At 34.9% G+C, this 24,551-nt stretch carries 18 protein-coding genes and 1 tRNA gene; 7 read left to right on the forward strand and 12 right to left on the reverse strand.

Going from position 1 to position 24,551, the window contains the following annotated elements:
• Positions 1-779: 779 nt before the first annotated feature.
• From HMPREF9144_RS03645 to HMPREF9144_RS03655, 3 genes are all read right to left on the reverse strand, one after another.
• Positions 780-2,234: a trypsin-like peptidase domain-containing protein gene (locus tag HMPREF9144_RS03645; protein ID WP_006044520.1), complete on the reverse strand. Its 1,455-nt coding sequence runs from the start codon at positions 2,232-2,234 to the stop codon at positions 780-782.
• Between the two features lie 330 nt (positions 2,235-2,564).
• Entirely contained in the window at positions 2,565-3,149 is a 585-nt protein-coding gene (locus HMPREF9144_RS03650; protein WP_006044521.1) for a LemA family protein, read from the reverse strand.
• A 73-nt stretch (positions 3,150-3,222) separates the two neighbouring features.
• Complete coding sequence (locus HMPREF9144_RS03655) at positions 3,223-3,996, reverse strand: TPM domain-containing protein (protein ID WP_006044522.1); 774 nt, start codon at positions 3,994-3,996, stop codon at positions 3,223-3,225.
• Between the two features lie 542 nt (positions 3,997-4,538).
• Between HMPREF9144_RS03655 and HMPREF9144_RS12650 the strand changes: the two genes are divergently transcribed.
• From HMPREF9144_RS12650 to HMPREF9144_RS03690, 6 genes are all read left to right on the forward strand, one after another.
• Positions 4,539-6,956, forward strand: coding sequence for a ribosomal protein L7/L12 (locus HMPREF9144_RS12650; protein WP_249031160.1), 2,418 nt, complete (start codon positions 4,539-4,541; stop codon positions 6,954-6,956).
• Positions 6,957-7,154: 198 nt separating this feature from the next.
• On the forward strand, positions 7,155-11,696 hold the full coding sequence (locus HMPREF9144_RS03665; RefSeq protein WP_040595375.1) for a choice-of-anchor J domain-containing protein: 4,542 nt from the start codon (positions 7,155-7,157) through the stop codon (positions 11,694-11,696).
• A gap of 362 nt (positions 11,697-12,058) precedes the next feature.
• Positions 12,059-12,292, forward strand: a complete 234-nt coding sequence (locus HMPREF9144_RS03675; RefSeq protein ID WP_040595556.1) for a YecH family metal-binding protein — start codon at positions 12,059-12,061, stop codon at positions 12,290-12,292.
• A 10-nt stretch (positions 12,293-12,302) separates the two neighbouring features.
• A complete protein-coding gene (locus tag HMPREF9144_RS03680) occupies positions 12,303-12,599 on the forward strand; it encodes a hypothetical protein (protein ID WP_006044527.1) in 297 nt (98 codons plus the stop codon).
• A 129-nt stretch (positions 12,600-12,728) separates the two neighbouring features.
• Positions 12,729-13,844, forward strand: coding sequence for a DNA replication/repair protein RecF (gene recF / locus HMPREF9144_RS03685; protein ID WP_006044528.1), 1,116 nt, complete (start codon positions 12,729-12,731; stop codon positions 13,842-13,844).
• The gene (locus tag HMPREF9144_RS03690) at positions 13,837-14,127 is read left to right on the forward strand and encodes a DciA family protein (RefSeq protein ID WP_006044529.1); all 291 of its coding nucleotides are present in this window, start codon (positions 13,837-13,839) and stop codon (positions 14,125-14,127) included. Before recF ends, HMPREF9144_RS03690 begins: the two co-directional genes overlap by 8 nt.
• Before the next feature lie 660 nt (positions 14,128-14,787).
• Here the strand turns inward: HMPREF9144_RS03690 and HMPREF9144_RS03695 are convergent.
• The 8 genes from HMPREF9144_RS03695 to HMPREF9144_RS03730 all read right to left on the reverse strand — a co-directional run bounded on the left by HMPREF9144_RS03695 (position 14,788) and on the right by HMPREF9144_RS03730 (position 23,018).
• Entirely contained in the window at positions 14,788-15,318 is a 531-nt protein-coding gene (locus tag HMPREF9144_RS03695; RefSeq protein ID WP_006044531.1) for a 5-formyltetrahydrofolate cyclo-ligase, read from the reverse strand.
• A 100-nt stretch (positions 15,319-15,418) separates the two neighbouring features.
• On the reverse strand, positions 15,419-17,071 hold the full coding sequence (locus HMPREF9144_RS03700; protein WP_040595377.1) for a S41 family peptidase: 1,653 nt from the start codon (positions 17,069-17,071) through the stop codon (positions 15,419-15,421).
• Complete coding sequence (locus tag HMPREF9144_RS03705; RefSeq protein WP_006044533.1) at positions 17,052-17,498, reverse strand: deoxycytidylate deaminase; 447 nt, start codon at positions 17,496-17,498, stop codon at positions 17,052-17,054. Before HMPREF9144_RS03705 ends, HMPREF9144_RS03700 begins: the two co-directional genes overlap by 20 nt.
• Positions 17,499-17,529: 31 nt before the next feature.
• On the reverse strand, positions 17,530-19,620 hold the full coding sequence (locus HMPREF9144_RS03710) for a M3 family metallopeptidase (RefSeq protein WP_006044534.1): 2,091 nt from the start codon (positions 19,618-19,620) through the stop codon (positions 17,530-17,532).
• 69 nt (positions 19,621-19,689) lie between these two features.
• Positions 19,690-20,352 carry a Crp/Fnr family transcriptional regulator gene (locus HMPREF9144_RS03715; RefSeq protein WP_006044535.1) on the reverse strand — a complete coding sequence of 221 codons (663 nt, stop codon included), beginning with the start codon at positions 20,350-20,352 and terminating at the stop codon, positions 19,690-19,692.
• Positions 20,353-20,381: 29 nt separating this feature from the next.
• The gene (locus HMPREF9144_RS03720) at positions 20,382-21,413 is read right to left on the reverse strand and encodes an FAD:protein FMN transferase (RefSeq protein WP_006044536.1); all 1,032 of its coding nucleotides are present in this window, start codon (positions 21,411-21,413) and stop codon (positions 20,382-20,384) included.
• A 90-nt stretch (positions 21,414-21,503) separates the two neighbouring features.
• Complete coding sequence (locus tag HMPREF9144_RS03725) at positions 21,504-22,460, reverse strand: glycosyltransferase family 2 protein (protein ID WP_006044537.1); 957 nt, start codon at positions 22,458-22,460, stop codon at positions 21,504-21,506.
• A 30-nt stretch (positions 22,461-22,490) separates the two neighbouring features.
• Complete coding sequence (locus HMPREF9144_RS03730) at positions 22,491-23,018, reverse strand: DUF4199 domain-containing protein (RefSeq protein ID WP_006044538.1); 528 nt, start codon at positions 23,016-23,018, stop codon at positions 22,491-22,493.
• A gap of 255 nt (positions 23,019-23,273) precedes the next feature.
• Between HMPREF9144_RS03730 and HMPREF9144_RS03735 the strand changes: the two genes are divergently transcribed.
• A tRNA-Thr gene (locus tag HMPREF9144_RS03735) sits at positions 23,274-23,347 on the forward strand.
• Between the two features lie 447 nt (positions 23,348-23,794).
• Here the strand turns inward: HMPREF9144_RS03735 and HMPREF9144_RS03740 are convergent.
• Entirely contained in the window at positions 23,795-24,256 is a 462-nt protein-coding gene (locus tag HMPREF9144_RS03740) for a hypothetical protein (protein ID WP_006044539.1), read from the reverse strand.
• Between the last annotated feature and the right edge of the window lie 295 nt (positions 24,257-24,551).

The raw sequence follows: 24,551 nt of genomic DNA on the forward strand, positions 1-24,551 counted from the left end.
CCAAAGTTACACATTTTATTTGTAAACAAGTATTTTATTACTTTTTTTTAACCCAAATAATTGTCTTGTCTTATTCTGTTATTTAGAACTTGAAAAGATGGATTAACTTTAATGACTGTATAAAGAGATACAACCTTATGTTTTTATTGAATCTATGTTAGCAGTAAAGGTAGAACAGATTCTATTGTTTATAAAAATATGTCTGCTCTATAGTAAGAATATAATTTTAAGTTTTTTCTGATGAGGCGTATACAGACTATTATTCGTTACAAGAAAGCGGAACGAAAGGTTCTGTAAGAAATTGGTGGGAAAATTATAAACAGTTTCTGAAGTTACTCACAAATGAAATAAAATAAAGCTGGTGTTTGTTGCTTTTGTTTCAGATATCTGTAATGTTCGTTTCAGATATCTGTCACGTTCGTTTCAGATATCTATCAGTTGCGAATTAGATATCACAAAAAACTGCAACCTTTATAATTCTGTATTATAGTGCCTAAAAGATGTTTCTTTAGATGATAATTATGACATTCTTTATTCTGTACAGTATTAATTTGTATATTACTATAATTTGTTGAATAGTAATATATTGCTTAAAAATTCATAGTATAGGAGTGTAACTCTTCACAATAGCCTTCTTTTCTATTGAGCTGAACTAAGATATTTGTATTGTAATGGAAATAACAAAAAAGTCTTGCTGTCCCATATAAGAACAGCAAGACTTTTTTTATTTATTAGAGCATTTCAGAACAACAGTTCTGTTTTCTTCGGTCAGAATAATATTACTCAGACAATGGCACTGCAAAGTATGCTTTCTTTCCTGTAGGATAAATACCCTGAATGTAGAGTACAGGATCGCTGCTGGTAGAGGCAGACTTAACAATCTTCTGCAATGCATCGATTGAATTGACAGTCTGGTCGTTTATCTTTTGAATAATAAAGCCACGGTTGATTCCCGCATTATGCAAAGCGCCACTATTCACTTTCAATACTTCAAGACCATATTTAATGTTCAATTGTTTCTGCGTAGCCTCAGTAACAGGGCGGAACTGTCCACCAAGCACATCAATATCAGCTTGTTCTATAGGTTTTGTAGTGCCTTGTGCATTCTTTAGAGTAACAGCCTTTGTTATCTCTTTTTTATTGCGCAAGAATGTTATTGTAGCCTTGTCGCCAGGACGTTTGCTGTTGAGAAGTTGCTGCAGTTCAGCCATCTTCGTTACTTTCTTACCATCGAACTTAGTAATAACATCTTTGCTCTGCAATCCAATCTCTGCACCGTTACCATCTTCGTTTACCTTGTCTACATAAACGCCTTCATTTGTACCAAGATCTACGTTCTTTCCTTCTTCTTTCTGTGCATTAATATAATTAATAACGTCGCCACCTTGAATACCTAACATTACACGTTGCACGCTACCATACTTCTTAATGTCTTCTACCACTTTATTCATAATGGCTGTTGGAATAGCAAAGCCATAACCACTGTAGGCACCTGTCTGCGAATAAAGCATTGCATTAATACCCACCAATTCGCCTTGAACATTAACCAATGCGCCACCAGAATTACCTTGGTTAATAGCAGCATCTGTCTGAATAAAACTTTCAACACCTTGTGTTGCGCCAAGTCCGCGAGCCTTTGCACTAACAATACCAGCCGTAACAGTGCTGTTAAGGTTGTAAGGGTTACCTACGGCGATAACCCATTCACCCACTTTCAGATTGTCGGAGTTACCAATAGGCAAAGTAGGAAGGTTCTTTGCATTCACCTTAATCAAAGCAAGGTCAGTACTCTTGTCAGTTCCTACTACGCGAGCAGAGAATTCACGGTTGTCGTTCAGAGTAACTGTTAGCTCATCGGCGCCTTCTACAACGTGATTATTTGTTACGATATAACCATCGGGCGATATAATAACACCACTACCCGTTATGCTTCGTTTTGGTGTTTGTATTTGCTGCTGACGTGAACCGCCACCAGGATTACCGAATCCAAAGAAGTCGAAGAATCCACCGAATGGGTCGTCAGGTACTTCTACGGTTTGTGTTTTTGAGTTCTGTGCATTCTTAATGTGTACAACAGCAGGCAATGCCTTTTCAGCAGCATAAGTCAGGTCTACAGGTTGTCCTGGAGTACTTACAGGTGTTTCTGCAGCATACACTTTGATGAAAGCCCCTGTTGAGAAAGTCAGTGCAAGCACGCAAGCCGCACTAACACAAATTTTTTCAATCTTCTTCATATTTCTCTTATCTTATAAATATTAATATTATTGTTGTTATAATCTAAACGAATCATTCACATTTATCAGTTAGAAAGCTCGCATTCATTACACTATTAGTTAGTTTTACCTACGCTTTCGGTACTAATAGTCGTGAAAGCGAATGCAAATATAAGCCCAAAATATGGAAATGTGCTAATCTGTCAGTTTTCTTTATTCGTATTTAACAATTAGAAAAAGCAGCTTAACCAATATTTATTAGATTATTAGTGTTTTTTACATTCGTTCAATGTATAGCTTCTATCGTAAATAAAAAAAGAGCTAAGCCTATCGTAGCTTAGCTCTTAAGTCTTAAATGTCCAAGTCTGGTGCTTTCTCTGCACCTTCTGCTGCTGCAAACTTTGTCATCTTTTCGAAACCAAACATGCCAGCTAACAACGAGTTAGGGAAGTGTCTGACTGTCTGATTGTATGCTTGCACAGACTCATTATATTTCTTTCGTGCTTCGTTTATACGGTTCTCAGTCCCTTCTTCTTGTATTTGCAGAGCTTTGAAATTCTCACTTGCTTTCAACTCTGGGTAAGCTTCCGCTACAGCTATTAATCGAGAGAAAGCCTGTGCCACCTGGTTTTGTGCCATTTCAAATTGTTTCATCTTTTCAGGTGTCAAATTGTCAGCATCAAGATGAATTTGTGTCGCAGCATTGCGTGCCTTTGTTACTGCATCGAAAGTTTCTTTTTCATGCTTTGCATACGCTTTTACAATTTTTACCAGCTGTGGCATCATATCGGCTCTACGTTGATATTGTGCCTCTACATTACTAAGAGCAGTTGTTGCCGCTTCTTGTTTGTCTACCATTCCGTTGTAGCCAGAAAAGGCCCATAAACCTATTATAACTACAATTGCAATTACAATTAAAAGTGCTTTATTCTTCATATCTTTTTATTTAAATATTATATTTCCCACCTTATATATATACCTTATATATATGTCCACATATACATTTATGTTACCAGCCACCACCAGCACCGCCGCCACCAAAGCTTCCTCCGCCGAAACTTCCTCCAGAAAAACCTCTACCAAAGAAACTATCGTTTAAGTGTCCAGGATTACCCCAGAATATGAAAGGACCACCGCCACCATTCCTACCACCGCGTCCATTATTGTTTTTACCTTTTATTGACCATATAACCCAAAAGAAAACAACAGCACCAATAATGCCTATTGCAATTGCAGTCTCTATTGGCTCTTCCTGTTTGTCGAGCCCTGTACTTCCTGTTTTAAACTTATTATAAACAGCTTTCGCAGTAGACAGCATTGCCTCGTCTACATTTCCTTTTCTCATATTTTTAACGATACAAGCTCTTGCTATGTCATCGCATTCAACGTCAGTTAGGTCTCCTTCTAATCCCTCACCCGGCGCAATAAAGTATTTTCTATCATCTACGGCTACTACAACTACCAATCCTCTGTCGGTATTTTTGTTGCCTACACCATACTTATTTCCAATATCCTGTGCAACTCGGAAAGGATCACTATTCTCAACGTGCGATACAACAACAAATACTACTTGTATTTTTACTTCTTTTTCCAATTTCCCTATGTAGTAATTGGTGGAATCGCGCATAGCATTAGACATTAAACCCTCAGGATCGCAGACATATTGTCTTGCATCTTGAAGATGCACCATTGGTATATTGTTGGCATTCCAATCTTTTGCTGTTGCCTGCAGCGTAAAGATAGAAAAGAGAAATGCACATAATGTAAATATCGCTTTGTTCATACTTGCAAAGATAACAAAAAAAGATAGAACGAAAAGATTTTGCTAAAATATTAAGACAATACTTGTATTAATTAAATGAGAAAATAACATCTAATAGATTTTTATAAGCATCTGAGATGGATTATTTGTTTGTCATATAAGCCATTTGTTTTGCCAATAAACTGTAAATACTGTTTATAATATCTCCATTTCTTTTCTACTGAACCTCCATTTACTCATTCTACCGAATATCAGCTTAAAAATAAAACAAAACAAGATAAATGTTGGACATTACTTTATTTTCTAAATAGTGTTTGAAAGTAAATTCTCTTTGTTTTTTTGTGATATAGATGCCAAAATAGCTATACAATATGTATAGAAATATACCTTTTGACAAGTCTCTTGGACATTTTATTTAATATTTATATAATGTTTTTGCATAGATTGCAAAAAATAACTATATTTGTGGTCGAATAGCCGAACAATAAATAATAATCAACGCCCCAGCCTCAGTAAGGCGTTTCTCTTTAACTAAAGGGGTCATGGAGAGGCATTTCAAAACAATGAAAAACAATTTACTTAGGAACATGTATGCAGCAATAGTTGCATTGTTTGTCACATCTTTCGTTCTGCCGCAGCAGTTACAGGCCGAGAACTACAATCTTTTGCTCAATGGAAAACGAGTAACTTCGGAGAATTGTGGTGATCTTACAGCTATTGAAGGTGTAAAAGGTAAAGTTACTTATGATGCAACAAGTAACGTACTAACTCTTGAGAATGCCACAATTTCTAACTCTTCGGAGAAATCTGCTGGTGTAGCACTTTGGAATTCTGTTAAGAACTTAACCATTAAATTAGTAGGTGAAAACTCCATTACTTCAGAAAAGAGTGGTGGTGTTGTAAATTATGAGAAGCTAACCTTTACAGGGACAGGCAAACTTACTATCAAAGGTGTAATGTCTAGTAATACGGATTACAGCTATGGTATACTAAATCCAGGGACTATTATTGTAGATGGGTGTACAATGGAAATTAGTGGTGGTGTGAATGGTATCACTAGCGGTCGTTGGAAGTTTAACAAGTGTAATGTTCGTGTAAAAGGAAACGGATTGGAAGGTGATGAATACAAAGGTAGTATGGGCAGATTGGGTTATGTTCCAGAATTTACCGATTGTAAGATTGTATCTCCCGAAGGAACAGTGTGGAAAGAACTCAATAAGAGTGGCTATAAATTCCAGTCTCTCTTTGGTGCAGATGGTAAGGTTGTAACCGATTGGGTAACAATTAAACCTAACACAGCACCTGAGAAGTATAATTTGTTGATTAATGGAAAACAAGTAACATCAGAAAACTGCAGCGACCTTACTGCTATTGAAGGTGTAAAAGGTAAGGTTACTTACGATGCAACAAGTAACGTTCTAACTCTTGAGAATGCTACAATTTCTAATGCTTCAGAAAAGGCTGCAGGTGTAGCACTTTGGAATTCTATTAAGAACCTAACTATTAAACTAGTTGGTGAAAATACTATAACCTCAGAAAAGAGTGGTGGTATTGTAAACTACGATAAACTTACATTTGCAGGCACAGGTAAACTTACCGTAACTGGTGCACAAGCTGGTAACGAAGACTATTGCTATGGTATACTAAATCATAATGCAATCACTGTAGATGGAACCTCATTAGAAATTAGTGGCGGTGTAAATGGTATTGCCAGTGGTCGTTGGAAGTTTAATAAATGTAATGTTCGTGTAAAAGGTAACGGAAGCACGAATGATGAATACAAAGGTAGTATGGGTAGATTGAATGTTATTCCAGAATTTACCGACTGCAAGATTGTATCTCCCGAAGGAACAGTGTGGAAAGAACTCAATAAGAGTGGCTATAAATTCCAGTCTCTTTTTGGTGCAGATGGTAAGGTTGTAACCGATTGGGTAACAATTAAACCTAACACAGCACCTGAGAAGTATAATTTGTTGATTAATGGAAAACAAGTAACATCAGAAAACTGCAGCGACCTTACTGCTATTGAGGGTGTAAAAGGTAAGGTTACTTACGATGCAACAAGTAACGTTCTAACTCTTGAGAATGCTACAATTTCTAATGCTTCAGAAAAAGCTGCAGGTGTAGCACTTTGGAATTCTATTAAGAACCTAACTATTAAACTAGTTGGTGAAAATACTATAACTTCAGAAAAGAGTGGCGGTGTTGTAAACTACGATAAACTTACATTTGCAGGCACAGGTAAACTTACCGTAACTGGTGCACAAGCTGGTAACGAAGACTATTGCTATGGTATACTTAATCATAATACAATCACTGTAGATGGAACCTCATTAGAAATCAGTGGCGGTGTAAATGGTATTGCCAGTGGTCGTTGGAAGTTTAATAAATGTAATGTTCGTGTAAAAGGTAACGGAAGCACGAATGATGAATACAAAGGTAGTATGGGTAGATTGAATGTTATTCCAGAATTTACCGACTGTAAGATTGTATCTCCCGAAGGAACAGTGTGGAAAGAACTCAATAAGAGTGGCTATAAATTCCAGTCTCTCTTTGGTGCAGATGGTAAGGTTGTAACCGATTGGGTAACAATTCAATCAAACGATGCTCCTGTAACTTACGACCTAGTGTTAGAAGCTGTTGGTGATAGAGATATTGCAGTTATTGCTATCGTAAAAGATATAACGGGTATGGGAATGATGGCAGTAAAGAAACTTATAGAAACAGCCCCTTGTATGATTAAGGAGAATATGACGGAAGCTGATGCAAAAGATGCAAGAGATAAACTTCTTGCAGTAGGTGCAACAGCTAATATTTATCCACACGGAACATGGAAGAAGCCAACAGGTATAAACATACAAACTGTAGATGCAGCGGCTCAAACAATCTACAATTTACAAGGTGTTCGCATCAATGCTAAATTTGAGAACTTACCAGCTGGCGTATATATTGTAAACGGAAAGAAAGTGTTGAAGAAATAAAACTTTCTACTATCAGTATTATATATATTGTGGCTGGTATAATATGCTAAGCCACAATAAATATACACTTAGGCATATTCTAAAACAAATCTTTGAACAGTTCTCTCGCCAAAGGGTTTTAGGATATGCTTTATTATAAAAGCTTTATGAAGAAACTTTATATTTAACGTTAGAACAAATCAACTATTTAAACATTATATGAAGAAAGTATTTACAAGCATCATTTTATTGGTATTGAGTTTATCTATACCGCCAACAAGTATGGCTCAGAAAGCTCATAAATTGATGAAGCCAAACCGAACTCAAACCGAGCAACTAACAAGCATTACTCCCGTTAAAGAATCTATTGTACTAAAAACTCCTAATAGAGGCTTAAGAACTATTGATTCTTCTGTTATTCTCTGGGGTAATGCTACTATTAATGAAATGTGGGGCTATTACTCTTTCCAACCTAAAAACACTGCTGGAACGATTAGTTTTACCCAATTAGGATCCCAAAGTCAGCGTATTGCTCGAAATGGTGTACAAATTGCCGATGGAAAGTTGTACACAGTAGATTTTGAACGCTATGGACTTTCGAACGGAGATCTAACACTTTATACCTACGATATATCCACGTGGAAAGGCAACGGACAGAAATATAACGATTTTTCACTTGCTGCCATAGAGACAGCACAAGCAAAAGATGGTACAGTATATGGCGAATTTTATAACAGTTCTGCTAGTAATAAACAATATGAGTTAGGTACTGTAGACTATCGTACACGAACACGAACAACATTCGGAACTACCACGCGTCGATATGTAGCTATGGGTATAACATCTGATAATAAACTTTATGGTATTGCTTCTGATGGAATCCTTTATAAAATATCTATTACTGATGGATCTGAAACTAGTATTGGATCAACAGGATTAATACTCACCGATGAAGATGGTGGTCCTTATCAACAAACTGGAGAGATTGATCCCAAAGATAATACTTTCTATTGGTATGCACAAGACAAAGATTATAATACTGCGCTCTACGTTGTAAATTTAGCTACAGGCGCAGCTACTAAAATTGCCGATTCTGAAATAACAATGTATGGAATGGTAATAGCTCCTACTCCAGCCAATATAAATGCACCTGCAGTAGTTTCTAATTTATCAGCTGTATTTAGTGGGACAAGCCTTAACGGTGTTATAAATTTTATTTTACCTAATAAGACTGTTAAGGGAGATGCTCTGAATGGAAATGTTGATTATGTAGTTACAGCTAATGGTAAACAGCTATTTAATGGTACGGAACAATCAGGATCATCTATAAGTAAGTCAGTTCAATTACCTTGTAGCGGCGAATATAATTTTAATGTTACTGTATCAAATGCAAAGGGAGAGTCTCCAATGGCTACTCTTAAACAATGGATAGGTTTCGATGAACCAGAGAGGGTAGGCAATCCAACAGCTAAATTAGAGAACGGAATTGTAACTATAAAGTGGTCGGCACCTACAACAGGTACACATCAAGGAACACTTGGCGCACTAACTTATGATGTTATTCGTATACAAGGACGAGATACAACCAATGTAGCAACTGGTATTACAAATACAATATGTACCGATGATTTGTCTGGGGCAGAACATGCAAGTTATACATACGCCATTAGGGCAATTAGTGGTGATGTTAAAGGTTTGCGTTGGACAAATACTACTCCTATTATTGCAGGGTCAGCAATAGAGCCAGACTGGAACTATAAATTTGAAGGACAATCTGCATTATCTATGTTTAAGATTATTGATGCAAATAACGATAAAGCTACATGGTGGTGTAATGGTTTTCCTGGTTATGGTGCAATGAGCCATCAAACTAATGTTAAGAAGAATAGTGATGATTGGCTTATAACTCCTGCTATACATCTTTCTTCCGACCGTGTTTATACTGTTGCATTTAAAGTGCGCAATGTAATGGCTGAGCCTAAGAATACACTTGAAGTAAAATGGGGTAAAGGAAGCAATGTAGAACAGCTATCAAATGTATTGTTGGAAACCTTTACTCCAGAATTTTCTGAAACTAATGGACAATGGCAAGTATGCACAGCTGATATTATTCCCGATGCGACAGGCAATGTCTATATTGGATTCCACGATAATACAAGTGTTACTGATAAGTATCAAATTGCTATTGATAGTATTACTGTAACCAAGACAGCATACGCTACAGCGCCAGATTCAGTGAAGTCGCTGACTATTACTCCTGCACCAAAAGGAGCTTTACAAGCTACTATCAGTTTTATAACTCCGAAGGTTCGTATTAATGGTTCTGCACTTGCACGTATAGATAGCTTTGTTGTAAATAGAGATGGTATAAACATTGCACGCATAAATGCAGCAGCAATTGGAACTCGAATGGAATGGATAGACCAGAACGTTCCAACAAATGGTTTCCATACCTATACAATAATACCATATCTTGATGGACACCCAGGACGTAAATCTACAAATAAAAATCTTATTGGTATCGATCGTCCACACAATCCTATAGGCATTACATTTACCGATCAAGGTACAACTTTAAAAGCTTTTTGGAATGTTTTCCAAACTGTTGGTGCAAATGGTGGATATCTTAATCCAAAAGATGTTAGTGTAACTTTCTATACATTAACAAAGGGCGATTTTGGATTTGAATTAGGCGATTCGCTAACAACAAGTAAGCCTGGCGAAACCAGTACTATTTTGCCTTTTGACCCAAATAAAACAACTATGGACGATGGTAAAACACAAACATTAGCTTGGTTCGGTGTTAAAGCAAACAATAGTACTGGAGAAAGCGACTGTGTTACGGCGCGTGGAATAGTTGTTGGTCCGTGTATTTCGTTACCTTTCAAAGAGAGTATGTCGAATGGACAGTTAGATAATGGCTTTGCTTCTCTTTTAGGCAACGAACAATATAATAGCAGAAAGACGGCTGCAGCATGGCGTGTTGTAACCGATGCTGCTTCTGATAACGATGGAGGTAGTTTTGTTTGGGCTAACTATACAGAAGAATACGCAGGAAATGATGTGAATTTTACAATACAACAAGGCGATGAAACTTCAGTTAATTTGCCAAAGGTTGCACTTGCTGGAGCAACAAATCCTAAACTCTTCTTTGATCTTTATTCGCTTATTGGCAACGAATCTACCTTGAAGGTATTAATTCAGACTCCTGATGGGAAAGACCACGTAGCTGCTCAGTACGACCTTAGCAAAACAACACAAAACGGTTGGACAAAACAATCGGTAGATTTAGCACCATTTGCTAAAGAACGATACATTATTGTTAAATTCGAAGGTGTAGCACAAGGTTCTAAGGTTATGATAGGAATAGATAATATTAATATTATAAACCAACTCGAACGCAATCTTACAGCTGTAAGCATTGAAACACCAGAGAATATTGTTGCAGGAAAGAAGGGACAAGTGAAAGTTGTAGTTAAGAATCAAGGGGCAGTTGATGCTACCAGATATTTCGTTATTCTTTATGCAAATGGAAACCAATGCGATGCAGTGAGCAGAACCAAACAACTTCCATCAATGGCTAACGACACAATCAACTTGAAGTTGCCTGTTGCTATTAACGAATCAGCTACATCGTTACAAGTAAAAGCTATGGTAATATACGATGGTGATATGCTGATAAATGATAATGAAACAGAAACAAAAGCTGTAAGTGTTATTCAATCGCCTTATGGTAGAATAAACGATTTAAAAGCTGAAATGGGAGGAGAACATAAAGTTGTGCTTACATGGGGACAACCTGTATTACCAGAGCCTATTCGTATATATGATGGCTTCGAAAATTATTCTCCGTTCGCAAAAAATATGAGCCCTTGGACACTGATAGATGGAGATAAAGGTCTTACAGGAGCATTGCAACCTTCGTCTACATATCCTGGACAAGGAGAGCCTTTTGCATTTACAGCTTTCAATCCTAATTGGTGGATTGAAGATATGACCAATGTAAATCCAGGATTAGCTCCTCATAATGGAAATCAATATGCTGCTGCTGTATATGCGCTTAACGAAAATCAGAAACTTGTTGAACAAAACAATTGGCTTATATCTCCACGTTTATCGGGCAGAAAGCAAGAAATAACATTCTATGTAATGAATGTTGCTACACGACCGGGTGATACAAAATATGCAGAAAGTTTCGATGTGCTTTATTCTACAGAAAGTACCGATACAGCCACATTCGTAAAAATCAAGAGTGAACAAGCCGATGGAACTATTGCTTTTAATGAAGGAGCTAACTGGAAGCGTATTACTATTGAAGTGCCAGAAGGTGCAAAGTATTTTGCTATTCATCACAATACACCAAAGGGTAAAGCTTATATTTTTGGTATAGACGATATTAGCTATGAACAAGTAGCTACAGGCGCAGACGATGATATAACAGAATACATTATTTATAGAGATGGAAAGAAAATTGCTAGTGTAAAAGGTAGCCAACACACTTATACCAATAATCGTGTTACAGGCGAACATATTTATAATGTTACGGCAATATACACTGCAAAAACTGGTGAAACAAACGAATCTGGTTTCTCTAACGATGCTTCTATAAATACAACCTCTATTGAAACAATAGAAAATGAGCCACAAACTTTCGATGTTACAACACTTAATGGTGTAAAAGTTCGCACGAATACTAAGAATTATAACAATCTTCAACGTGGTGTGTATATTATTAATGGTAAGAAACGTGTAGTGAAATAAAATAGCAATAGCAGATTAATATCTACACAGCAAAACTATTATTTATCTGAATGGGCTGATTGCAGAAAGCAATTAGCCCATTCTTATATAGTTTGCATCTGTAATTATAAGCGGGAGAAATATATAATGTATATTTGGTAGATTGAAAGCTACTGTATCGTTGCAACTTTTATTGCACTTATCAGCATTTAGTAAATTAAAAAACATTGTTAAATGCTTGTTTTTTAATATATATTCTCTATCTTTGCAAAGCATTTTAGCATTTTATGTTTGCAAAGAAACCAATTCTTATTAGTTCTTTGAGACATTTTAGCGAAAAATATGTTTTTAGTAATACAATTATTAATATAAGGATACACAAAATGATACATGGACACGAAGTTCTCCACATGATGGAGGGTAACAACTATAGTAATAGAGAGAGCTTAGTAGAGGCTATTATAAACAAATTTGGTCCTGATGAGCGTTTTTATACTTGTTCTGCAGAAGGAATGACAGCAGAAGAATTAGTTGATTTTCTTGAGGCTCGCGGGAAGTTTATGCCTTCAAATAATGATGATTTTACGGTAGACACAAGTAAAATATGTAATCACTAAGGTAATAACTATGATTAAAATATATGGAATGAAGACTTGTCCAGATTGTACAGCTATAACTGAACAAGTAAAAAATAACAACCGTTATGAGATTATAGATATAGGCGAACACGTTCGCTTTTTAAAAGAGTTTTTACGCTTACGCGAAAACAACTCTGTATTTACAGAAGCTCGAAAGAAAGGTTATGTTGGTATTCCTTGTTTTGTACTAGAAAATGGTACAGTAACGCTGAATCCTGAGGAGGCAGGCTTACAAAACGAACAGGAATACAAGTCATCTTGTAATATAGATGGTAGCGGTTGTTAGAGAAAAGAGTTACCGAAAGGTAGCTCTTTTCTTTTTTTATCCAATAAAAGCCCATTTGTGCTTATTATAATTAGTAATTTCTGTACCTTTGCATAATTAAGTTCTTTAAACAAAATTACTGAAGCTGCGATGCGATTAGATAAACTTTCAATTATAAATTACAAAAATATAGAAGCGACAACACTTAACTTGTCGGCTAAATTGAATTGTTTTATTGGCCATAATGGGGAAGGAAAAACAAATTTATTAGATGCAGTCTATTATCTATCGTTTTGCAAAAGTGCATTAAACTCTAAAGATTCGGAGGTAATGCGCCATAATAGCGATTTTTTTGTTTTGGAAGGCGACTATACTACTGATACTAACGACTGTGAACAGGTATATTGTAGTATGAAGAGGGGAACAAAAAAGCATTTCAAACGGAATAAAAAAGAATATAGAAAGCTCTCTGAACACATAGGATTAATACCTTTAATTTTTGTTTCTCCATCGGATATTTCTATTATAGAAGGCGGAAGCGAAGAACGACGTAAATTGATGGATGTTGTTATTTCTCAATACGACCGTCTTTATATAGAATCGTTAGTACGTTATAATAAAGCTTTGCAACAACGTAACAGTTTGTTGAAACAAGAAACCGAACCTGACACAACATTGTTAGAGTTATTAGAAATGCAGATGGCTGAATATGGAACAGAAATTTATAATAAAAGAGCAACTTTTATAAAACAACTTATTCCTGTATTCCAATCTATCTATCAAACAATATCGCAAAACAGAGAACAGGTTTTATTACAATATGTATCGCATGGAGAACGGGGAAATTTGCTCGATGTTATACAGCGCGATAGAGCAAAAGATCGAATAATGGGCTATTCATTGCATGGTATTCATAAAGACGACCTTGTTATGTCGATGAATGGTTTTCCCATGAAACGTGAAGGAAGTCAGGGGCAAAACAAAACATTTGTATTGGCTTTAAAGCTTGCTCAATTCTATTTTTTAAAACAAACTGGAGGAAATAGAACTCCATTACTGTTGCTCGATGATATTTTTGATAAGTTAGATGCTAGTCGAGTAGAGCAGATTGTAAAATTAGTTTCGGGCGATAGTTTCGGACAAATATTCATTACAGATACTAATCGTGAGCATTTAGATAGTATTTTGGGTAATAGTAGCTTTGATTATAAGATGTTTTCGGTTGAAAATGGTGAAGTTACAGAAAGGAGTTCTTCTAATGTTTAGACGTAAAGTTAAGCCTATTTCAGAAGTTATTAGTAAATTTTTGCGTGAGGGCGGACTCGAATCTCCTTTACTTCAGAAGCGAATTATTACGGCTTGGGATATAGTTGTTGGGCCAACTATTACACGATATACACAAGAAAAAGGTATTCGAAACCAAACATTATTCGTAAAAATATCTAATCCTGCCTTGCGTCAAGACCTTTCTATGATGCGAAGTCAGTTGGTAAAGCGTTTAAACGACTATGTAGGTTCGTTTGTTATTTCCGATATCCGCATTTATTAATATTTATGTTCTATATCATATTCTTCTTTTATTTTTATTTGGTATAAGTAAAGCTTCTGCAGGTTTGTTCTCTAAATGGCATAGTATAATTTCTTATTGCAAAAACGCAGTTATATTCTTTTGGCGTAATCAAGCACATTTTATAGAGCGTATTCTATGTATTCCTTTTTAAGCGAATCAACTTTTTTTCGAAAATAGCGCCTATTATTGTAGTATAAATTATTCATTTGTTTATAATTATCTATTAAGCATAACAAGAAAGTGTCCATAAAGATAGTTAATATAGCAAAAATGCCTATAGTAAAATCAGGAACTGTTAAACCTTAAAAACCATAATATTTTTTTTAATGAAAAATGCTATTGTTTTTAATAATAAACTCTATGATTTTTTAATAATAAATTCTATCATTTTTTAATAATAATTTCTTTTGTTAAAGGAAGAGGGTAGTATTGTTTAGGAAAGAAAGTAATATTGAATTAAAAGAAAAGCTATTTTTACAGTCTTTTCTACCCACAAAGAGTGGAAATTTGGATCGAAATATATTAAGAACTTTATTCTTTAGATATGAAAAAGCCCTTATATGCAACCAAACATATAAGGGCTATCTTGTTAATCTGCGCTGTTTATATAGAAAATTTTATATTTTTAGTAGATAAATTCTATAGCACAGCATCAACTTTTTCGTCATATTCATCTGTAGGAATGCTTTCGAGTTTCTGGAAATCGAAACAAATGCCTAATTTATAAGCTTGTTTTGCTTGTTTTAGAAAGCGGTCGTAATATCCTTTTCCACGTCCGAGTCTATTTCTATCGGTATCAAAACTCATTCCCGGTACAGCAATAAAATCAATATTTTTGTAGTCGGTAAAAAGATCTCCAATAGGTTCTAAGATGTTAAATGAACTTATTTTCATATCTTTCGAACCAGTATAGCAACGTATTTCCATTTCAGTCTCGTTAATTACTACTGGTAAAAGCACTTTTTTCCCAGTTTTCACCATCTCGTCTACAAAGTCGTGTGTAAAAACTTCATCTGGCAATGAATGGTAAAGCATAATAGTTTTTGCCTCAATTAGTTTAGGGTGACGACGTAAACGATTAATAATAGGTTCCGAAAGTTTTTTTAATTCTTCTTGTGTATATTGCTGTTTACGGTTTCGTATTTCTTTTCTTAGTTCTTTTTTGTTCATAGTTATGGGATTGTGGGTGAATGTTTTATCTTTGTAAGAATAGAGACCTGTTGAATGTGAAAAACATCAGGTCCCTATTCGTCTTAGTATTATTTTTGTTCTAATTATTTTTCGTTGTATGTGCCTTTTTAATCGGTGCTTTTGGGAAAGCTTTGCCACTATCGAGCACCTTAATAGCCATTTTTATCATATCATCGTTTCTGTTTAGATATTCATTCCAAGCTTGTTCGTCGAGCATATTGTAGATAATTCGGCTACAAATATACCTTTCTATCAGTGAGTGCGATTTGTGAATAAGGTTGTTTCTTCGTTGCAATCCATTCTTTTCAGCAAAGTTCACAAAACTATTAACAAGGTTCTTACTCTTCAAATAGTTAGCCAGCGACTTCATTTCGGTATATTTATTTAAAGTCTGTCTATTATCATCGGTATATTTAAATGCATATTGTAAAAGAAGTCCACGCATTACAGCTTCCTTGTAATAAGAAGTTACATCGGTAGTGTCTTCTGGAACAAAAATATCTGGTGTAATTCCACCACCTCCATAAACAATGCGTCCATTGTTAGTATGGTATGCCGGACCAGTATGTTTAATGCTATCTTGATAAAAGAATTCTCCATGTTGATATCGTGTTAGCATATCTTGTTCGTATGCAGCAATACCTCCAGGTTTAAAAGGTTTTTGTATACATCTACCAGAAGGCGTGTAATAACGTGCAATAGTTAGGCGAATCATACTACCATCTGGGAACTGTATTTGCTGTTGAACCAGACCTTTTCCAAATGATCGGCGTCCAATAATAGTACCACGGTCGTTATCTTGAATTGCTCCTGCGAAAATTTCGGCAGCAGATGCTGTGCCTTCATTAATAAGAACTACCAATGGAATTTGTTGATAACTGCCTTTCCCACGACTACGGTATTCACGTCGTGGACTTTTTCTTCCTTGTGTATATACAACAAGTTGGTTTTTTCTCAAAAATTCTTCAGCCATTTGCACAGCACTTTCTAAGTATCCGCCAGAATTATCGCGTAAGTCTATAACAAGTTTGTCGGCTCCTTGCAAGTTTAATTGTTGCAATGAAGAAAGCATTTCTGCATAAGTTCGTTCGCCAAAATTCTTTACCCGTATATAACCAATAGAATCGTTTAGCATATAAGTAGCCGAAATGCTTTTCATTGGAATATCGTTTCGAGTAAGAACGAAATATCTTACTTTATTTTCGCCAAAGCGTTTTATACCAATCTTTACTTTAGAATCCTTAGGTCCCTTAAGTCTATGTTGTGCTTCTTCGTTAGTTACGCTATCTCCAACAAAAGGTTTGTTATCGATGCTTACAATTTTATCGCCAGCAAGAATTCCTGCTTTTTCAGCAGGTCCATTCTTTATAACATTTTGAATATGTAAAGTGTCTTGTTGAATTGTAAATTCTATGCCAACACCAGAAAACGACCCTTTTAGGTCGTCGGTTGCCATTTGTACATCTTTCGCACTAATATAAACAGAGTGAGGATCAAGCTCTGCAAGAATTTGTGGCAAAGCTTTGTCTACCAATTCATCTATATTAACAGAATCTACATATTGATCATCAATTATGTGAAGCAAATTACTCAATCTGCTACTACCACTGTTTATGATATTTAATCTGTTTCCTGAAAAATGATTGGCATAGAATGTTCCAACGAGTACACCTATAACAACGCATAATGCCAACCATAAAGGCATAAAACGATTACTTTTGTTCTGACTCATCATCTTCTATATTTAAAAATTCAATCTCTATATTGGCACGTTTAAGCAAGTCGATACCTTCGGTAAGTCTGTATTTCTCTCCATAAACCACACGTTTTATGCCTGCCTGAATAATGAGTTTGGCACATTCAATACAAGGAGAAGCCGTTACATATAATGTAGAACCATCGCTATTATTACCACTTCGAGCCAATTTGGTAATAGCATTTGCTTCTGCGTGTAAAACGTATGGTTTGGTAATTCCATTTTCTTCTTCGCAAATATTCTCGAAACCACTTGGTGTTCCATTATATCCATCGCTAATAATCATTTTTTGTTTTACTACCAATGCTCCAACCTTTCGCCGTTTGCAATAAGAATTTTCTGCCCAAACACGTGCCATACGAAGGTAACGATAGTCAAGAAGTTCTTGCTTTTCAGTCTTCATGTTGTCCAAATAGATATATGTATTGCTTGTTCTAGTTTACTTTCTTTATGCCATTACGTTCTAAAAGAGCATCGATAGTAGGTTCTTGCCCACGAAAACGTTTATAAAGTATCATTGGATGTTCGGTGCTTCCTTTAGAAAGAACATTATCTCGGAAACTTTGAGCAGTAGTTTGATTAAATATACCATTCTTTTTAAATAAGCTAAATGCGTCCGCATCGAGCACTTCTGCCCATTTATAACTATAATATCCTGCTGCATACCCTCCAGACATAATATGAGAGAATTGAGTAGTCATACATGTTCCATCTATTTGTTCGCCAATAATGGCTTTTTCCCATGCTTTCTTTTCAAATGGAATAATATCTGCTTCAAACTTATCTTTTTGTGTATAGTATGCCATATCTAATAATCCAAAACTTACCTGTCGTAAACAAGCCATTGCAACATTAAAATTCTGACTGGCAATAATCTTCTCAATAAGTTCATCAGGCATAGGCTCGCCTGTTTCATAATGGAAAGCAAAAGTGCGTAAAAACTCTTTTTCTACAGCAAAGTTCTCCATAAATTGTGATGGGAGTTCTACAAAATCCCACCAAACATTTGTACCAGATTGGCTTTCGAATCGGCTATTTGCAAATATACCATGTAGTGAATGACCAAATTCGTGCAAGAAAGTTGTAACCTCGCCTAAGCGTAATAATGCAGGTTTCTCGTCTGTTGGTTTAGAAAAATTCATTACTAACGATACGTGTGGTCGTATGTTTTCACCTTCTTTCGTAATACGTTGTCCTTGAAATTCTGTCATCCATGCACCAGCACGCTTACCTTTTCGTGGAAAGAAATCAACATAAAGCACTGCAAGATATGAACCATCTTTATCGTATACTTCGTATGGTTTTACATCTGGGTGATAAACAGGAATATCTTTATTCTCTTTGAATGTAATTCCATAAAGTCGAGTTGCTAAGCCAAAAACACCTTTTATAACGTTATTCAGTTCAAAATAAGGTCTCAGAATTTCTGGGTCAAGATTATATTTTGCTAATTTTAATTGATGTGCATAGTATGCAGTATCCCATGGCATCAACTTAAAATTGTTTCCCTCTTGTTCTTTTGCAATAGAACAAAGTTCGTTGTATTCTTCACTTGCAGTTGGTTTATAAGCATCAATAAGTTTGTCGAGCAATGTATAAACATTCTTAACGTTGCTAGCCATACGATATTTCATAACAAAATCGGCATAAGTATCGTATCCTAATAATTGTGCCATTTCTCTACGGAGATTCACTAAACGTTTGCAAACTTCGATATTATTCTCCGAGTTAGCCTTAATACATAATGTATTGTGTGCCATATATAGCTCTTTTCTTAAGTCTCGTTGAGTGCTATACATTAAGAATGGACCATAACTTGGAGCATCTAATGTGAAAATCCAGCCATCAACACCTTGTTCTTTAGCAGTTGTTGCAGCAGCTTCACGAATAGAATCAGGTAATCCTTCAAGTTTCTCCTCGTTGGTAATATGAAGTTTGTATGCTTTGTTCTCTTTTAATACATTCTGTGAGAATTTCAATGCAAGCAAACTAGCTTCTTCTGTAAGTTTGCGTAACTTCTCTTTGTCGTTTTCATTCAATAACGCACCACTACGTACAAAGCCATCGTAACTCTCTTCCAATAGCTTATTTTCTTCAGGAGTAAGTTCTCTATGTTTATTGTAAACGGCTTTTATACGTTCAAAAAGTTTAGGATTAAGACTAACATCGTTTGCGTGCTTAGTTAGAATTGGATTCATTTTTTGTGCTAAAGCATCCATTTCGTCGTTTGTTTCTGCACTAAGCATATTGAAGAATGCACTTTCTACACGCGAAAGTAGGTCGTAATAATGCTTACGTCCTTTTACTTCGTCTTCGCGAATAAGTGTATTTTCGAAAGTTGGTTCTTCTGGGTCGTTTATTGTTTTCTCTATTTGTTCATCTTCTCGACGTATTCCTTCTAACATTGCTTCCTCATAATCGGCAAGTGTTATTTTGTCGAATGGAATAGTTTCGTGTGGTGTATTATACGGTTCAAAGAAAGGGTTCAATCGTGTTTGCCCCTTTCTATTAATATTCTTTGTCATATTTTGCTTTCTCTAATATGCTACAAAGATACAGAAAAAACTATGTATGAACGAAAGAGTATATTAGATTTAACGCAATTTTTCTAATAAAGCAATGTTTATTTGTCCTCTTGTTAATGCAATTACATTATTTGCGTTTAAAGCGTTAAGCATTTTTGAAACATTAAGTCTACTTTCGTGTAACTCGTTTGCCAATGTTTGCATATTAATTTTTACAATCTTTTTGCCTGCAGGATAAACACAATGTGTCCTTATAAAGTAAATAAACTTTTCTTTAATATCTTTTGGTTGTTGTTGCCACGATATTCTACTGCCACGTTGAGCCTGTGAAGAGAGCATATTTAGAAAATTTAATCGAAAAATTAAGTAATTCTTTATAAGATTTAAAACTTCGCTTTTATCAATATATAAGATATTGCATTTTGTTTTTGCTACAAAGGTTTTAGAATAATATTGCATAAGCCCGAATATGCGTTCTGGTTGTATGGCAGAAGGCTTCTCAACCTCTTCAATGATGCTATAACTATGATTGTCTGCATAGCTTTCTACGGATAATATCCCGTCCATAAGAAAATAGAGTTTCCCACTTTTTTCATTCTCTTTTGCCAATATTTCTTTTGGTTTTAATTTGAGAAATCCAAATCTTGTAGTTCTAACAATTTCTGCTAAGTCAGTAGCTCCAATACCAAGGAACAAAGGCAATTCAAGAAGTCTATTGTATATCTGAAGCATTCTTTGAAGACGATTTTATGGCAAAGTTATTATTGTATAATTTTCTTTTTTAGTTCAGGACTATACCAAACCTTAAGTGCTCCTTTTGGGTCGGAATAAATAAAATATGCCATTATTTCTTTATGGTTTTCCAAAACTCTTTTTGCTTTTTCTATTCCCATTACCATAAAGGCGGTAGCATAGGCATCGGCAGTTGCACAATCGTTTGCTAATACTGTTGCAGAAAGCAATGAATGTTGTACCGGATAACCTGTCTTTGGGTCGATAGTATGTGCAAATTTTTTCCCTCCTTTATAATAAAAATTACGATAGTTTCCACTGGTTGCCATTGCTTTATTGGTTATGCTAAGTACAGTTTGTATTTCTGTATCCATATTCGTACTATCTTCAATAGGTTTGTTTACGCCAATTTTCCATAACTGATGTTTTTCGTTCATTCCACTAACAACAATTTCTCCACCAATTTCTATCATAAAGTTTTTAATATCGTACTTCCTGAGCAATCGTGCTACAACATCAGAACCATATCCTTTTGCTATTGCAGAGCAATCTATCATTATGTGTTGGTTTGTTTTCTTTATTTGTTTTCCAATAAGCGATATTTTGTTATAGCCAACAAATTGCATTAAGCTATCTATTTTTTGTTTTGATGGCTTTTGGTTTTCTTTTACTCCAAATCCAAATCCCCATAAATTTACAAGTGGTGCAACTGTAATATCGAAAGCACCATCGGTTTCTTTTGATATTGTTTTTGCTTTATCAAAAACATCTATAAATAGTTCGTCGAGCTGGGTAGGTTCGTTTCTGTTTATTTTTGAAATAATAGATTGTTTATTGAACGTAGATAACGAATTATCCACTTTCTTTAACTCTGCTTCTATTTCTTTCTGTAGGTTTTCATTATTTTGATAAGTTATATGGTAGAACGTTCCAAAAATTTGTCCCTCATTGTATTGATAGGGTGTAGAGTTTTGTTGTTTTATAATGAACACAGTACCTATTATAAGCAATACTAAGAAAGGCAATTGCCATAATAGACTCTTATTTGTTTTTTTTTTCATAAATTCATCTGAGTTTAGCGGTTGAACTAAAAAATATAGAAAACGAAAGAATAGAAATATGGAGTGTCATATTCCTATTCTATATTTACTTTATAAGTTTATTTCCTCTTCAATAAGATAGTCGTTTCGTCTATCGCTATTGCGACTGATTAAATCGCCTAAAAATCCAGCTAGGAAGAGTAGTGTTCCTAAAATCATTGCTGTTAATGCAATGAAGAATGTTGCATGGTTGGTGAGCAAATCGCCATAAATACCATTGAAAAGATTTATGGTCTTTTCAATAATTAGCCAAAGAAGAGATATAAATCCGACAAGAAAAACGAAACTGCCTAACAATCCGAATACATGCATTGGCTTCTTACCAAAGTTGGTTAGAAACCAGAGTGTTATTAAATCGAGATAACCATTAAAAAAACGATTAATCCCAAACTTTGTTGTTCCGTATTTACGTGCTTGGTGGTGTACTACCTTCTCTCCAATCTTTTTGAATCCAGCTTCTTTTGCTAGGTATGGAATATAACGATGCATTTCCCCATATACCTCAATATTTTTTACTACATCTTTCTTGTACGCTTTTAGTCCACAATTAAAGTCGTGTAGATTTTTTACGCCACTAATCTTTCGTGCTGTTGCATTAAAAAGTTTTGTAGGAATGGTTTTTGTTAATGGGTCGTAACGTTTTTGTTTGTAACCACTTACAAGATCATAACCCTCTTCAGTAATCATTTTATAAAGTGCAGGAATCTCGTCGGGCGAATCTTGGAGGTCTGCGTCCATCGTTATAACAACATTGCCTTGTGCAGCTTTAAAACCACAGAAAAGTGCAGGACTTTTTCCATAGTTTCTACGGAACTTAATGCCTCGTACATTTTTGTTTTCTTTACTAAGGTGTTGAATAACCTCCCAACTTTTGTCGGTAGAACCATCGTTTACAAAAATTATTTCGTACGAGAAGTGGTTCGCATCCATTACCCTGCAAATCCAAGCATGCAGTTCTGGTAAGCTTTCTTCTTCATTGTAGAGTGGTATTATAACCGATATATCCATATTGTTTATTTCTTCGAGTGTTATTTTCTGTTATTTCTTATTACGTGCCATTATAGCCGATACTATAAGACTAATAATAGCACCGAAAAGAACTTCGTACATTAAACTATTTACAGCCATTGGTGTTGGCGAAAAAGCTTCTGGTAACATTGCAATAAATTCTTTTCTATCTATTCCCATTGCAGCAAAAAAGCTATTGTATTCGGAAAGAGATGTTACAGAAGTTATTATGCGTATCACTTTTCCATTGTCTAAATAAGTCATATAAAGCCATTGCAATAAACTAAAAAGCAAGGCTGCATTTACAAAGACACGCATACAATAAAAATAGGCACGCTTAAACGAAATAACTCCATTCAAACCTATTTCTCTATATATTTTCAGTCGGTATGCTACAAAGAAAGGTGTTGATATTGTTAGCAACGAACTGAAAGTAGAGAAAATAGGAGACAATGGTAATAATAAAAAGCAAGTAAAGCTAACAGCCCATATTATTGCTAAGTATATTCCATCGTATCGTGCGTAAACGCGAAGTTGTTTTATTTCTTCATTATTCATACTGCAAAAATACGGAAATTATATAATATATAATGTATAGCCATCGTAAAATTATATTTTTTTGTTAAAAACGCAAAAAGAGGACCGCAAACTTGTTTTATTCAGAAAAAACTTGCTATCTTTGCACTCGCTTTTCAATAATGAAAAGAGAAATGGGCAAGTCTCTTACGGTCAGCTCCCTTTTAATCCCCCAGGACGGGAACGTAGCAAGGGCAGAAGGTTGTAGCGACGCGATAAGAACCGCTTGCCCACCTCGCCTCTTTAGCTCAGTTGGCCAGAGCACGTGATTTGTAATCTCGGGGTCGTTGGTTCGAATCCGACAAGAGGCTCAAATAAGAGTATTTTTAAATAAGTACTCTTATTTTTTTTTGCATTATAGTTGTCTGTTTATGTGTCTAAATGTAGACTCTGTGAAAAAGAAAAGAGTATATTTTGAAAAGCTGGCAAATATAATGATTTCCGCTCCGATATAACAAAATTCTGAATAATGTGTTGTTGCTTAGAGGCTTATAATAATGATTAAATTAAAACAATGCAAATAAAAGATTTCCTAACTCTTCAGCTGAATAAATAACTATTAGGCATTATAATATAACCAAATAAAATCTGCAGCTTGTTATGATATCTAATTCGCAACTTACAGATATCTGAAACGAATGCGATAGATATCTGCGACGGAAGTTACAGATATCTGAAAGAAGAGTAACTAACATTTAGTTGTTGTTTCTAAATTCAGAAACATTCTATTAGATTGCTGGACAGACAGTAGCAACTGTTTATATTTCCTCTTTATTCTTTTTATAATATAAATAAGAAGTGATAGAAAGCAGCATAAGTAGACCAATTATTATGCAATCTTTTAAAGATGGTAAATCTCTTACGTTGGCTGCCAAATAAAACGGAACAGAAAAAAAGAAGAGCGAAGATAGCGTCTTAGCAAAGTTTGCAAAGTATGTTTTTCTGAACATTAAGTTAAGATCTTTAGTATCAATACCTTGATTTTTTTGCTCGAATATATTTCTCTTTATGTCATAATCTTTACTGTAGTGTTGTCCGATACCAAACCAAATGAGTGCCCACGATAGAAAAAAAGTTGCTGATATAAAACCTCCAGTTTCTTCGTCTATGAAATAACTAAATGGTCTTTTAGTTATATACAGATATGAACCAAAGACTACTATAACGAATAATATCCATAAACTCATAGATATTAGTCCTCTTTTAAAATGTTTATTCATAAATTTCACTTTTATTTTAAGTATGCAGCTATGTAACAAATATACAATAACTAGCGTAAATGCATCTTAATTCGGTTAAGTTGATAACTCTTTTTCCGAATTAAATCAGTTATGTAATATATAATGAATTAACGTAAATTCATTTCTAATATTATAGAATGAGATTTTCTTTTTATACCATTTAATATTATGCAACTGTTTAGCAACGATAATCTATTAGGTAATTTTGTGTATCAAAGATGTCTATTCTAATATTTAAAATAAATATTCTGTATAAATAGAAATGTGAAGCAAT

It is taken from the genome of Prevotella pallens ATCC 700821, from assembly GCF_000220255.1.
In the GTDB taxonomy this organism is placed as follows: Bacteria; Bacteroidota; Bacteroidia; order Bacteroidales; family Bacteroidaceae; genus Prevotella; species Prevotella pallens.

What these genes read in the sequence shown, in the direction of transcription:
- HMPREF9144_RS03715 (WP_006044535.1), bottom strand. Translation starts at nt 20,352, where the DNA reads ATGCTTCAGATATACAATAGACTTCTTGAATTGCCTTTGTTCCTTGGT.
- HMPREF9144_RS03690 (WP_006044529.1), top strand. Translation starts at nt 13,837, where the DNA reads ATGTTTAGACGTAAAGTTAAGCCTATTTCAGAAGTTATTAGTAAATTT.
- HMPREF9144_RS03730 (WP_006044538.1), bottom strand. Translation starts at nt 23,018, where the DNA reads ATGAATAATGAAGAAATAAAACAACTTCGCGTTTACGCACGATACGAT.
- HMPREF9144_RS03675 (WP_040595556.1), top strand. Translation starts at nt 12,059, where the DNA reads ATGATACATGGACACGAAGTTCTCCACATGATGGAGGGTAACAACTAT.
- HMPREF9144_RS03705 (WP_006044533.1), bottom strand. Translation starts at nt 17,498, where the DNA reads ATGAAGACTGAAAAGCAAGAACTTCTTGACTATCGTTACCTTCGTATG.
- HMPREF9144_RS03680 (WP_006044527.1), top strand. Translation starts at nt 12,303, where the DNA reads ATGATTAAAATATATGGAATGAAGACTTGTCCAGATTGTACAGCTATA.
- HMPREF9144_RS03700 (WP_040595377.1), bottom strand. Translation starts at nt 17,071, where the DNA reads ATGAGTCAGAACAAAAGTAATCGTTTTATGCCTTTATGGTTGGCATTA.
- HMPREF9144_RS03695 (WP_006044531.1), bottom strand. Translation starts at nt 15,318, where the DNA reads ATGAACAAAAAAGAACTAAGAAAAGAAATACGAAACCGTAAACAGCAA.
- HMPREF9144_RS03740 (WP_006044539.1), bottom strand. Translation starts at nt 24,256, where the DNA reads ATGAATAAACATTTTAAAAGAGGACTAATATCTATGAGTTTATGGATA.
- HMPREF9144_RS03710 (WP_006044534.1), bottom strand. Translation starts at nt 19,620, where the DNA reads ATGACAAAGAATATTAATAGAAAGGGGCAAACACGATTGAACCCTTTC.
- HMPREF9144_RS03645 (WP_006044520.1), bottom strand. Translation starts at nt 2,234, where the DNA reads ATGAAGAAGATTGAAAAAATTTGTGTTAGTGCGGCTTGCGTGCTTGCA.
- recF (WP_006044528.1), top strand. Translation starts at nt 12,729, where the DNA reads ATGCGATTAGATAAACTTTCAATTATAAATTACAAAAATATAGAAGCG.
- HMPREF9144_RS03655 (WP_006044522.1), bottom strand. Translation starts at nt 3,996, where the DNA reads ATGAACAAAGCGATATTTACATTATGTGCATTTCTCTTTTCTATCTTT.
- HMPREF9144_RS03720 (WP_006044536.1), bottom strand. Translation starts at nt 21,413, where the DNA reads ATGAAAAAAAAAACAAATAAGAGTCTATTATGGCAATTGCCTTTCTTA.
- HMPREF9144_RS12650 (WP_249031160.1), top strand. Translation starts at nt 4,539, where the DNA reads ATGAAAAACAATTTACTTAGGAACATGTATGCAGCAATAGTTGCATTG.
- HMPREF9144_RS03665 (WP_040595375.1), top strand. Translation starts at nt 7,155, where the DNA reads ATGAAGAAAGTATTTACAAGCATCATTTTATTGGTATTGAGTTTATCT.
- HMPREF9144_RS03650 (WP_006044521.1), bottom strand. Translation starts at nt 3,149, where the DNA reads ATGAAGAATAAAGCACTTTTAATTGTAATTGCAATTGTAGTTATAATA.
- HMPREF9144_RS03725 (WP_006044537.1), bottom strand. Translation starts at nt 22,460, where the DNA reads ATGGATATATCGGTTATAATACCACTCTACAATGAAGAAGAAAGCTTA.